Origin of the sequence: Bifidobacterium aerophilum, from assembly GCF_010667685.1 — a bacterium.
GTDB classification, from domain to species: domain Bacteria; phylum Actinomycetota; class Actinomycetes; order Actinomycetales; family Bifidobacteriaceae; genus Bifidobacterium; species Bifidobacterium aerophilum.
Genome location: NZ_WHZW01000009.1, coordinates 63,658 through 77,025, shown reverse-complemented (window position 1 = coordinate 77,025; position 13,368 = coordinate 63,658). Strand labels below are relative to the sequence as shown.

The window sequence follows — 13,368 nt, the reverse complement described above, 5'->3', positions numbered from 1 at the left end:
CCTCGCCAATTAGTGGGCGTGTACTGGCTCGTCAAGCAGCGCGCGCTGAAACGAATAGGCGATGGATGAGGCTATGAAGAAGATTTCGAACCTATGGAATGAGGCGACGGCCAAGGCGCACCGCAAGAACGCGACGCGCCTGGTCGCATCGGTGTCGGCCGTGGCGATGCTGGCCACGCTGGCGATCTCCGGTACGGCGTTCGCTTTGGGGAGCGACGACGGCGACGACACCACGACCGATACGAACACCACGACCGTCCAGCAAACCACCCCGCAGACCGACGGCGACACCAACGGTGACGCCGCGACCGGCACCACGGATGGCACGACCGACACGGACAAGACCGGTAATGACGATCAGTCCGATACGGCGACCGGTACCGCGGACGCCGAATCGACCGATCAATCCGCTTCGGACGATCAAAAGTTCGACACGACGGCCAGCGAGAAGCAGTCCGACCAGTCGCAGACCAACGTGTCCGATGACGCGCAGAAAGCGGATGATGCGCAGAAAGACGCAGAGGATTCTGGTACTGACTCCGGTGTATCCACTGCCGCTGATTTCACCGCCGATCCGTCGTATGCCAAGCATACGGTGCAGGGCATTACCCCGTCGAACGTGAAAATGGACCTGTTCGATTACTGGATCAGCGGGCAGAATGATGTCGACGATACTAACGGCATAGATTCCTACGACAGAATGTTCAGCGGCATCAACGAGAACCATTCGTTGAAATTCTCCCGTAATGGTTTCGGTACCGAAGGCGGCAACTCGGGAACCAACGCGCCTAATAACGGCAGTATGAACAATTGGACCGGTAAGACAACCGATAGCGACCAGCGGTATACCAATCGTGGTGGCCCGTTCTCCGGAATCGTAACAGATACCCTTAAGGGCGGCTATCCGGTATTGGCTCGGGGTAATCACTACCTAGGTAGTCGAGGTTCTCTTACGACATCTACGAATGCGACGACCGGCGATGATGAATCCTTGAATTATCTGTTCGATCCGAGCATTGCGGCTAATGGCAAACAAACGTTTTCCAATGTCAGTGGCCTGCTGCAATTGAACGACAATAACGGCCTGTACGAGTACGACAGCCAGAAGAATTTTGCCAGTTACGATAGTGCGTCGAACTCGTTCGTGCTGTATGACGGCAAGGCCGTCTCAGCAGATCGGCAGCTCGTCGCTGATAAGCAGGACGGCCAGTTCTTCCCGTTCAATTCGGCAAGTCAAGTGTTCCAAAGCCCGAACAGGACCAACGCCGACGGAACGCTTGCCATGAACGAGAACGTTACCTCGTATAACGCGAATCTGCGTCATTATTTCGGCCTGCATATGAATTCTGAGTTTTCGCAGCCGACCGGCGGCCAGGTCAATGGCACCAACATGCAGTTCAATTTCTCTGGTGATGATGACGTGTGGGTGTACATCGATGGCATTCTCGTCGGCGACTTGGGCGGTCTGCATGATCGTCTGACGCTCAACATCGACTTCAAGACCGGTGACGTGATCATCAGGAACGGCGCTTCATACGATTCCAGCACGGTATTCAAGGAAACGACGTTGAGATCTTTGATGCTCGGCAAGACGGACAGCAACGGGAATGTGCTTACCGCCGACGATTTCAACGGCAACACGTTCATCGACGAAAGCGAACATACGCTTGACTTCTTCTACCTTGAGCGTGGCAACGGCAATTCCAACCTGCAGCTGAGCACCAACCTTGCCTCCCGCCCGGCGAACGACATGATCAAGGTCGACCAGAACGGCAACCCCATCTCGGGCGCGTCATTCGATCTGTACAAGGCCGATGCCGACTACAAGTACACGGATGCCGATCTGGTGGCCAACGGAACCACCAACGATGAGGGCATTCTCACGTTCATCGACAACTCCACGCACAAGCGCATCAATTTCGATATGTATGCCAAGGATCCCAACAACAAGATCACGCATTACGTGTTGAAGGAGACGACAACGCCATCCGGGTACCGTACCGCGGCCGATACGAAGCTGATGTACTACACAGGCGGAGAGGACGTCGGACAGACCGGTCTGTTGCTTGCCGACCCGGCATATCTGTGGGAGACGGGCGCTTATGCCACAGCCAAGGAAACGGTGACGATCACCAACATCAATGACGTCACCGATGTTGACGGAAACAAGCATTCCGAGACCGAGATCGAAGATGCTTTGGACAATGGCGGCGAGCTGTTCGCGGTTATTCTCAAGCGTGACTCGAAGCATTACGGTACTGTTCCCTCGGATGCGGATACGTGGCGCATCGTCACCGGTGATCCGATCAATGGATGGGATCTGTCGGATCCGATCGGCGACATCGATACCGTGGACCCCAGCAAGGTGACGCACTTCGATTTCAAGAAGCAGGATGGCTTCTACACGGTTTCCTTGGAGAACCTGCCCGGCGATATCCGGTATTACTACAACATGCTGAATGCCGCGAACAAGAAGGACACGCAGTTCACGGTCGGCTACTATCTGCGCAATGCGCAGGGCACGACCGTGCGCCTGACCGGCAATCAGTTCTCGCGTGTGTTCGCATCCCGCTTGCAGATCACGAACATAAAGAACTACCTGTTCGTGCAGAAGACCGATGAGGACGGCAACCCGATCAGCGTTAACACGAATGGCCAGACCGATGCCGACAAGCAGGCGACGTTCGTGTTGTATACCGCGGATCAGGTGACGGTCGACGCCGAAGGCAAGGTCACGCCGAAGGACGGCATAACACCGTTCGATACCGCCAAGACACAGGACATGGTGCGCAAGGTTGCTTCCGACGGCAACGCCACCGGCATGGACCTGACCGGTGGAGCGGTGTTCCCGAGCCAGACTGACGGTGACGGTACGGACAAGGAACTGCCTGAAGGCACGTATTACCTCAAGGAGACTGCTGCTCCGAAGGGATATCAGGTCAACGACAACTACGTGAAGGTGATCGTCGACGTGAACGGCGTGCATGCCGACGCGGGTAAGGACAATGACCTTGTCGCAACCCGCGTGGGCGTCGGATCGTTGGTCGCCTCCATGGCGCAGACCGGTAATGCCGATCAGGTTGATCAGACCATGCACGACATCACGGTCAACAAGCGGACCGGTACTTTGACCGCCGACGGTAAGCTGACGTGGACGGACGAAGTCGGCAGCAAGGTCGATTTGTCGTACGGTGGCAACGGCGTGATTCTCGAATACGGTTTGAGCGGTAATCAGGACGGCAAGAGTCAGGTCGGTTACTACAGCAGCACTGGTTGGTCGTGGTTCGGCGCCAAGCAGAACTATGATTGCGCGACCGATTATCCGGGTGAAAAATGCGGTAACACGGCGTTGAAACTCGATCTGTCGCAGGCTCCGTACAACAATCCCGATACGACCAAGCTGTTCTCCGGCACGACCACGGTCATCATCGGAGACAAGTCGAACAAGCCCACCAAGCAGATTTCGGTGATCAAACGCGTCGAAGGCAAGGCTTGGGATGGCAAGTCGAACTTCGAGTTCGATCTCACCCGAGTCGATGGTTCCGGTGACGATACGGTCACGTATGCGGGCAACAACGGCGAGACCGCACTGAACAAGGATCAGACGATCAAGGCTACCACTAACGGCCCGATCGATACCGGTTCAAAGGGCCAAAAACAGCTGGATTTCGCTCGTCTGACGTTCCCTGCCGAGGACAAGACGTACGAATTCCGTATCAAGGAGATCGTGCCGACGGATAAGCCTGCCGGTTGGAGCTATGACACCGGCGGTCTGAACAAGCTCAACGGCGACACCGGTTTCAAGGTGACGGTTGTGGTGACTTGCTCCGAAGCCGATGGTGCCTGCACGGCGGTGACCCGATACGGAGATTCGACCGATCAGCCGAATCCGGATACGGGAACCGCGGGCTCCATTCCCACCTTCGTGAACGCGTACGTCGCGGTGTCGTCGCTGCCGTTGACGGGTGGTGACGCGTCGGCGCGTGACTGGCTGATCGGCGGTGGCGTGTTCGCCGCGCTGGCGGCTGCCGCGTTGGCGTTGACCTACGAGTACCGGCGTCGCAAGGCGTTGGGCGTGTGACGCGTCCGTCCGGTCGGCGGTGCCGTTGGTCCCAGGTTCGTCGGAACGGGGATTGACGGGCATCGCTCGGTCGGGCGAATGACCGGAGGGCGGGAGTCCTTCGGGACAATCAAAGATTTGCGGATCGCGAAGGCCTCGGTTGGGGCCGGAGCCTCCGCGGTTGCAGAAATAGCAATAACCAAATAATCACAAAGGAAATCAAGGAAGAGAGGGTTTCTCATGAAGTTGAGGAAGCTTTTCGCGGGCGTCGCCGCTGCGGCGACCCTGTTCGGTGGTCTCGCCCTCGGCGCCACCACCGCCAACGCGGCCGATGCCGATGCCTCTGCAACGCTTACGTTGCGTGCGTCGAATACCACGGCTTTGCAGGCTGCGGATCTGACCGCATATCGTATCGGTTCATACTCGAACCTGCAGTATGACGCCGATGGCAAGGTTTCGTATGTTGACGTGACCGCTGCCAACGATGCGGTGAAGAATGCTGCCGCCACTGCGGCTACGGCGTTGAACAAGACCGATCTGGGTGGCTACCCGGATTGGGTGTCTTTTTATGCGGCGCAGTCGTCGTATGCGGCCGATCTTACTCAGTTTGCTGCTGAACTGGTGAAGAATCCTGGGGCTGACGCTATCAAGAATCCCACGATTTCCGAGGATGGCTTGACTGCAACGTTCAACAATTTGGAATCCGGTTGGTATCTGATCAAGGACGCCAATGGTAACGCTGTGTTCGTCGGCACCCAGGCTTTCAATGGCAATAATTACGTTGATTTTGCTGCGACGACTGCAGCCAATGGCGTTGCCTATTTGAAGCCGACCGGAACTCCGGCTCCGGGCAAGACGGCTACCCAGAAGACCATCACCGTTGGCGATGTAATCGATTATGAACTGACCGGTAAGATCCCGAATTGGAATGGCAAGGATTCGTACAACTACAATTTCGTCGATACCCCGTCCGACAGTCTCAAGATCAACGACAAGTCTGTCAAGGTCGAGATCGGCGGCGTGACTGTCTATGACGATACGGCGACTACTCCGATTACCCATGAGGGTGTGACCGTTACGTATCCGACTGCTGATGTGAAGACGCTGACAATTGCGATCGATGCGATGAAATTCACTGTCGGCGATGCCGTTGAGATTGACTACAAGGCTACCGCCCAGGCTGAGCCTGGAAATGGACAGTATGTGAACGATGCGAAGATCACTGGCACGGTTACATCTGGAAATACCGAGGTGACCGTGAAGACGACTCCGTTCCAGTTCACCAAGATTAATGCTCAGAATGACGGTATTGATGGTGTTGGCTTCACTATCGCCCCGAAGGCGGGTACTGATACTCCGGCCCTGCCTGCTAACTACAACGCTACCGTGAAGTCTTCGACTGTCGATGGCGAGAAGGGTGTCGTTCGTTTTGCCGGTCTTGCCGACGGAACGTATACCGTGACTGAGGACACGCCGCTTGCTGGTTACATGAATGTCACGGCTACCTTCGATGTCAAGATTGCAGATGGCGTTGCTACGTTCACAACTACGGCAACGAGCGATCCGTACAATCTGGTCGATGAGGACAATAAGACGGTGCTGAATGTCAAGTCGGCCACTGAGCTGCCGCTCACCGGTGCCGCCGGCACCGCGCTGTTCACGATGGTTGGCCTGCTGCTCGCCGCGGCTGCCGGCACCGTGTTCGTCAAGTCCCGTTCCGCCAAGCGCGCCCTGCGCGCCTGACGCCAACGTCGACTGACTGACATCGCATAGCACAAGCGTGATGGCCACAGTTTCCCGCTGTGGCCATCACGTTTTTTGTATGTACAGTGCTGTGACTGCCCCCTCAGTCATGCTTCGCATGACGGCTCGTCCTGCGATTGCGGACGACCCGTGATCGCAGGACAGCTAGGCTCCATCGCTCCACATTCGAACGATCCTAGGAAAGTATTGCCCGTAGTCGCCCGTGCCGTCACCTACCGCATCAGCTCGCGGAAATACGTTTCGCTGGTGATGTAGTTCTGCAAATGCGAGAAACGTTTCATGGCCTGTTCTGGTTTGTGCAGACTAGCCTCATAAACGAATGTCGGATCGTATGTTACCTGATATAAATTCCGCTCCCACTGCTGGAATCCGTAATCAACATCCTTCTCTTGGGTGCTTTTCCCATCGGGGGTGGTGATGGCATGGCGTAGCGGCGGATATATTCCGTCGATTGCGAACATGTCACCGTTGCCCAGCCATCTCAATACCGTCTCGGTGGGAATGCGGAAGATACGGAATCGCACGTTCCTGTGTCCTTGCCAAAAAGTATCGCGCAGCAAATACGGGAGTGGTTTCCACAGCAGCCCATGCTGCATATGCGGACGAAGATAGTAGGACGGGACCGCCTGTCGCATGTCGATGACATAACCGCCTTCGCACAGAGACAACCCGGGCAATGGGGTCATGCCGTCTCTCGTGCTATTGACTCGTGCGGCGACGGTATTTCCGGGTGTAATCGCATACAGGTAGATGTATGGATAATACTTGGGCATCTTGCGTCTTGTGGGGATCATGGTGATGACATTCTTCACCACTCGCGAAAAACAGCTTTCCCTACGGTAAGTCAGGTCTCCTGAGGCCGCACCGTCCTGTACGGCCCCCTCGTCGTATTTCCATTGTGGAATGAATGGCTTGCTGCTGTATCTGACCAGTCCGAAGAACAGGGCATACGGCAGGGAATCGGTGAGGTCGAGCCAACGCGTGTTGAGCCCATAGTGCTGCAGCAAAGGTTCCATGGCATAAAGCGGCACATCGCCGTTCAGAAGGTTATTGGTGCCCGATGGCTTGTCCGCATACAGCAGGGTTTCGGATGACCAATTGATGTCATCGGGCCATTTGGCTGCGAGCTTGATCGTGTCGTAAATGAATGTCGTGGCTTCTGTGTCATTCGGGGCGCGGCCTGAGATGCCGCACGTATTGGGCCGTCGTGAGCTTGGCGAAGGGATCAGCGGGTTGTAGATCGAGTGTTGCCCGCGGAAGAACACGGGGCCTTGGGTCTGGTATTTCAGGTATCCGACGGCTTGCGTCAGTGAATCGATGTCATTGATATCGATGACGCAGATGGGCAAATGATTCGTGGTGATCACGGTTGAAATCTTCAATCCCCTTGTATCGCAGATATTGTGATAGCTCCAGCTGGATGCCACGGATGATGTCATGAGCGCCTCGCAATCCTTGGAAGAAGATGGTTCCCAGTGTATGGCGGGCGGGCGGTTTCCTCGGGATGGTTTCCACGCGTGCCGCGGTAGGGGCGCATGCTTGGCATCATGCATTCCCGGGTGGCGGTTAGCGCGCTCGCCACGGTAGCCGAATTGCGCCGATTCGGGGTTCTGTGGCAATTCTCTCGCCACGGTAGGCGATTTCGGTATGGGAACCGTTACCGTGGCACATTTTCTTGCCACGGTGGGCGATTTTGGCGCCGAATTCGGTACCGTGGCACAGGACTCTGCGTGCCGAGAATCAGCGATTTTTGAAAATGGCGGATTTCCAAGGATTTGCGGATTCGCGATTTGTCCCGGTAATGCCGTGCATCGATTAACGCGCCTACCGTGGCAAGCCGGCGTGCCACGGTAGCGGATTTCCCTTGATTTTGCGTTACCGTGGCGCGATTTCCTGTCCCGGTAGCCGATTTCGGTGTCAAATCCTGTACCGTGGCACGATTCTTGTCCCTGTAGCCAATTCCGTCATCAAATCCCTTACCGTGGCAAAAAACGGCGGAACGCCCATGTCGCTCGCCGGCCGTCATGTGCAAAGGCCGCTCCCGATGCGGCGCAAGCGCGGCTCGCGCGCCGTCCCGCATGCAAGTCCGCTCGCATTCCCCGGCCCCGCGCCCCGCGTATGCAACCCGTTCCTGAACGGGAAGATAATCCAGCATGCAAATCCGTGTACGCAAGGTTTCCTGGCATTCGAGCGCATGGGACCGACCGCCGCCGCATCGTCTGCAAACCCACGCGTACGCACGCTCGTTCATGGCGGCTCCCGCATGCGTACCCGCGTACAAAGCCCGTCGCGCGACCCGGCTGCGCATGAATGCATGGATCGTCTTGACGCCATCGACGCGATCCTGCGGCGCGACCCGACTGCGCGCATAAATGAATGCCCCCTTAGAAAGGGTCATGTTCAAAGGGGTAAACACGCCGCTTAATAGGGGGTATTTGTTGGCGTTAACGGGGGATTAATGTATCCATTAACCAAGCGGACAAGCGATTCTCGGGTGAAGTGGTATCGGGGGCTGCCGGGCAGACTTGGTGAGCATTGTGGAGGAATATCGGGGCACCTCATGCCGCTGGCTTCCCGCGATGCAATGACGAGAACTGAATTTCGCTGTGTGAGGGAGAAGACATGACCAGCGGAGGAGGCGTGTTCAGCGCGGAAGAGGTGGAATACCTCAGGTCGTTGCCGGCCGTGGTGGAGGCATCGGCCAAACGCATCACCTACTCGGATTCCTTTAAACGGTACTGCATTCGACGCTATCTGGAAGGCGCTTCGCCGGTCCAGTTGTTCCGCGAGGCCGGGCTTGACCTGTCCTTGATCGGCCACAAGCGCATCGAACGGTGCTTCGAACGCTGGCGCCGGTCCGAGGCGATGCAGTTCGGCGTGCAGCAGGTGACCAGTTCCATGCATGGCGCGCGCACCGCCGACGAATCCGACGAATCGGATGAGCCGTCGATCGACGACATCGACGATGAATCGTTCGCATCCGTCATTAACGTCATCGACGACGAGTCCGGTGCCAAGCGCCGCCATGCGCGGTCCGGTGCCCATCGTGACCTGCGCGACGTGATCATCGCGCAGCAGGTCCGCCGCATCGACGAACTCGAACGCGAGGTGAAGAAACTGCGTGCCGCATTGCGACGCAAAGCCGACGACACGTCATCCTCGGCGAGGATGGGGAAAGACGAGGCCGGCGGCAACGATGACGGCCTCGGAGGTCGGGACGGGCGAACGCCTGTCGTGACGCCGGCGGATGTCGGCGCGGCGCCATCCGTATCCACTCGTAGCCGTTCGTGACCATCTCCGACCGTTCGCGTCAGTAGTGCGGCAACGTCCCCGACCATGCGGGACAATGCCGCCTCGGCGCGCTACTATGGTCTTCGCGTAACACAGCCCGCACAGCGCGGGCGATCGGCTCGACAGCAAGGCGGACGCATGACGGAATCGGCTCAATCAACGCGATCGGCGAGCGTGGCGGAACCCGAATCGAACGAGGCGACCGAAATCGTCGGCGGCAAGATCGAGGAGGTCGACGTGTCGAAGCATCCCACGCCGTCCATCCCCGAATCGGATCTGTCCCTCGCCGATATCGAACGTCGTCGTTCCCACCCGGCGCAGTGGGGCGCGTACATCGCCGCGGTGATGGTCGCGATCATCGCCCCCTACTGGTTCGGGCGTACGCTCGCCGTGCAGCGTACCGAATGGCTGGTCTCCCACATGAGCGCGTTCGATCCGCGCGGACTGGCGTTCCTGTCGTGGATGGTCACGTTGGTCGCGCTCACCGGTCTCGGCATGGCGATCGTCGAATCGCAGACCTGGCTGTGGCGCATCGTGTTCGTGGTCGGCCTGGCCGCCGAACAGTTCGTGGCGGGACTGAGCCTGCTCAAGATCAACTTCTGGTATTCGACGTACGTGGTGTATGGCGACGCGGCGTCGCTTGCGAACGCGACGAACCTCGGCATCATCGCGGCCGGATTCGGCGTGGCCGCGTACGCGGTCGTGTGGGTGGGCCTGCTGGTGCTCATCAAGAAGGATTCGCCGCTCAACGTGCTCACGCGCAGCTGGGCGTCGTTCATCCTGTTCTTCCTGATCGAAACGGTCGCGCTGCTCGTCGTGATGTTCGGCGGTCTGCTGACTGCGGTGTGACGCGGGCCGGTCGCATGCGTGGCGGTTTTCGCTCGCTGACGATTCCGCAGGCGAGCGGAAACCGCCACGAGGGGAGAGTGGTGCAAGCCCGTTCTGCCAAGAGGGGGAGTGGCGCGCAAGTCCGCCCGCGTAAGTCCGCCCCGCAACGTACACTATCCCCTTGGCGTGTTTCGCCCGCGGATTGAGAGCGCACCGGCACAGTGCCGGGTGCACCGCGCAGCAACATAAGGAGGATTCCGTGGCACTTACGACGGAAGAAAAGCAGGAAATCATCGCCAAGTACGCTACCCACGAAGGTGACACGGGTTCGCCGGAGGTCCAGGTCGCGCTGCTGAGCAAGCGTATCGCCGACCTGACCGAGCACCTCAAGGAGCACAAGCACGATCACCACTCCCGTCGTGGTCTGCTGCTGATGGTCGGTGACCGTCGCCGTCTGCTTGACTACCTCAAGCGCGTCGACATCAACCGTTACCGCGCCCTGATCGAGAAGCTGGGTCTGCGCCGATAACAACTTTGCGCCCGGGCAATTATTGCTCGGGCGCTTTTGCGTGGTGTTGCGCGTGGTTCGCGGGACTCCACGCATGGCATCGCAGGGTGCCGCACGGCCGATCACGGCCGGTGTTTCTGTCTGAGGGTGAAACGCAAAATAGCAAGTAAGTCTGGAATCTGACAGAGGTTCAGCGCGGGGAGTCCCGCGCAACGATGAGGAATGGCCGTCGCGCCGGGAGGAAGAGGCGCGGCCGGACATCCGCGTTCGGGAAGATACGTACGCAAGTACGGACGCATGGCAGAGGAATGGCTTGGCCGAACGGATCGCGGGACAGCGGTTCGCCGGTTCGGCAAAAGCAGTAGGTAACTGTAGGAAATAACAGAAAACAAAGGAGGAACCCTATGGAGGGTCCCGAAATCAAGGCCGTTGAGGCCGTTATCGACAATGGATCGTTCGGCAAGCGCACGCTGCGCTTCGAGACCGGTCGTCTCGCGCAGCAGGCGGACGGCGCGGTGGCCGCCTACCTCGACGACGATTCGATGATCCTGTCCACCACCACCGCCGGTTCCAGCCCGAAGGAGAACTACGACTTCTTCCCGCTGACCGTCGACGTGGAAGAGAAGATGTACGCCGCGGGCAAGATCCCGGGCTCGTTCTTCCGCCGCGAAGGCCGTCCGTCCAGCGAGGCCATCCTCGCCTGCCGCATCATCGACCGTCCGCTGCGCCCGCTGTTCCCGCACACGCTGCGCAACGAGGTGCAGGTCGTCGAGACCGTCCTCGCCATCAACCCGGATGACGCGTACGATGTCATCGCGCTGAACGCGGCCTCCGCGTCCACCATGATCTCCGGCCTGCCGTTTAGCGGTCCGGTATCCGGCGTGAGGCTTGCCCTGATCGACGGCCAGTGGGTCGCGTTCCCGCGTTGGAGCGAGCGCGAGCGCGCCGTGTTCGAGATCGTCGTCGCCGGCCGCGTGGTCGAGAACGGCGACGTCGCGATCGCCATGATCGAGGCCGGCGCCGGCAAGAACGCCTGGAACCTCATCTACGACGAGGGCCAGACCAAGCCGGACGAGGCCGTCGTGGCCCAGGGCCTCGAAGCGGCCAAGCCGTTCATCAAGGTCATCTGCGAGGCGCAGAACGAACTCAAGGCCAAGGCCGCGAAGGCCACCAAGGAGTTCCCGCTGTTCCCGGAGTACACCGACGAGCTGTACAAGCGCATCGACGAGATCGCGCACGAGGACCTCAACGAGGCCCTGTCCATCGCGGAGAAGCTGCCGCGTCAGGACCGCATCCACGAGATCAAGGAGCACGTGCGCGAGATCCTCGCCAACGAGTTCACCGACATGGACGACGCCGAGAAGGAGAAGGAACTCGGCAACGCGTTCAAGGAGCTGCAGCGCCAGATCGTGCGCCGTCGCATCCTCACCGAGGACTACCGCATCGACGGCCGTGGCCTCAAGGACATCCGCACCCTGTCGGCCGAGGTCGACATCGTGCCGCGCGTCCACGGCTCCGCCCTCTTCCAGCGCGGCGAAACCCAGATCCTGGGCGTCACCACGCTGAACATGCTCAAGATGGAGCAGCAGATCGACGCGCTGTCCGGTCCGCAGACCAAGCGCTACATGCACAACTACGAGATGCCGCCGTACTCCACCGGCGAAACCGGCCGCGTCGGCTCCCCGAAGCGCCGCGAGATCGGCCACGGCGCCCTCGCCGAGAAGGCCATCGTGCCGGTGCTGCCGAGCCGCGAGGAGTTCCCGTACGCGATCCGTCAGGTCTCCGAGGCCATCGGCTCCAACGGTTCCACCTCGATGGGCTCCGTGTGCGCCTCCACCCTGTCCCTGCTCGCCGCGGGCGTCCCGCTGAAGGCCCCGGTCGCGGGCATCGCCATGGGCCTCGTGTCCGGCGACGTGGACGGCCAGCACATCTACAAGACCCTGACCGACATCCTGGGCGCCGAGGACGCGTTCGGCGACATGGACTTCAAGGTCGCCGGCACCGCCGAGTTCATCACCGCCCTGCAGCTCGACACCAAGCTCGACGGCATCCCGGCCGATATCCTCGCCGGTGCCCTCCAGCAGGCGCACGAGGCCCGCACCACGATCCTCGACCTCATCAACGAGTGCATCGACGGCCCGGCCGAGATGAGCGAGTTCGCCCCGCGCATCATCACCACCACCGTCCCGGTCGACAAGATCGGCGAGATCATCGGACCGAAGGGCAAGAACATCAACCAGATCCAGGAGGACACCGGCGCCGAGATCGCCATCGAGGATGACGGCACCGTGTTCATCTCCTCCGAAGGCGGCGAGGCGGCCGAGAAGGCCAAGGCCATCATCGACCAGATCGCCAACCCGCACGTGCCGCAGGCCGGCGAGACGTACAACGGCAAGGTCGTCAAGACCACGTCGTTCGGCGCGTTCGTCAACCTGACCCCGGGCACCGACGGCCTGCTGCACATCTCGCAGATCCGCAACCTCGCCAACGGCGAGCGCATCGACGCGGTCGAGGACGTGCTCAAGGAAGGCGACACCGTCGAGGTCGTCGTGCAGGGCGTGGACGATCGCGGCAAGATCAGCCTCGCGATCCCGGGCTTCGAGGACCAGGAATCCGGCGCTGGCCGTCGCGGCGGCGACCGTGGCGATCGCGGTGATCGTGACGACCGTCGTGGCGGCCGTGGCCGTCGTTCCGATCGTGACGATCGTCGTTCCGATCGCGATTATGATGACCGTCCGCGCCGCTCGCGTCGCGACGATGACGACGATTACGATGATCGTCCGCGTCGTCGTCGTTCGGATCGTGACTATGACGATCGTGACGATCGTCGTTCCGATCGCGATTACGATGATCGTCCGCGTCGTCGTCGTTCGGATCGTGACTATGACGATCGTGACGATCGTCGTTCCGATCGCGA

General features: G+C 59.6%; 7 protein-coding genes. 6 read left to right on the top strand and 1 reads right to left on the bottom strand.

The window, feature by feature from the left end; all coding sequences use genetic code 11:
- The first annotated feature begins 73 nt into the window (after positions 1-73).
- On the top strand, positions 74-4,081 hold the full coding sequence (locus GFD25_RS05495; protein ID WP_163230747.1) for a SpaA isopeptide-forming pilin-related protein: 4,008 nt from the start codon (positions 74-76) through the stop codon (positions 4,079-4,081).
- A 219-nt stretch (positions 4,082-4,300) separates the two neighbouring features.
- Positions 4,301-5,803 carry an isopeptide-forming domain-containing fimbrial protein gene (locus tag GFD25_RS05490; RefSeq protein WP_163230745.1) on the top strand — a complete coding sequence of 501 codons (1,503 nt, stop codon included), beginning with the start codon at positions 4,301-4,303 and terminating at the stop codon, positions 5,801-5,803.
- A gap of 233 nt (positions 5,804-6,036) precedes the next feature.
- Here GFD25_RS05490 and GFD25_RS05485 read toward each other — a convergent pair whose 3' ends face one another.
- Entirely contained in the window at positions 6,037-7,263 is a 1,227-nt protein-coding gene (locus GFD25_RS05485) for an FRG domain-containing protein (protein ID WP_163230742.1), read from the bottom strand.
- Between the two features lie 1,183 nt (positions 7,264-8,446).
- Between GFD25_RS05485 and GFD25_RS12175 the strand changes: the two genes are divergently transcribed.
- The 4 genes from GFD25_RS12175 to GFD25_RS05465 all read left to right on the top strand — a co-directional run.
- Positions 8,447-9,115 carry a hypothetical protein gene (locus tag GFD25_RS12175; RefSeq protein ID WP_239512417.1) on the top strand — a complete coding sequence of 223 codons (669 nt, stop codon included), beginning with the start codon at positions 8,447-8,449 and terminating at the stop codon, positions 9,113-9,115.
- A gap of 138 nt (positions 9,116-9,253) precedes the next feature.
- On the top strand, positions 9,254-9,964 hold the full coding sequence (locus tag GFD25_RS05475; RefSeq protein WP_163230740.1) for a hypothetical protein: 711 nt from the start codon (positions 9,254-9,256) through the stop codon (positions 9,962-9,964).
- Positions 9,965-10,202: 238 nt separating this feature from the next.
- Positions 10,203-10,472 carry a 30S ribosomal protein S15 gene (rpsO, locus tag GFD25_RS05470; RefSeq protein ID WP_163230738.1) on the top strand — a complete coding sequence of 90 codons (270 nt, stop codon included), beginning with the start codon at positions 10,203-10,205 and terminating at the stop codon, positions 10,470-10,472.
- Positions 10,473-10,855: 383 nt separating this feature from the next.
- Positions 10,856-13,368: polyribonucleotide nucleotidyltransferase (locus tag GFD25_RS05465; protein WP_163230736.1), on the top strand; the 2,513-nt coding region annotated here is incomplete at its 3' end.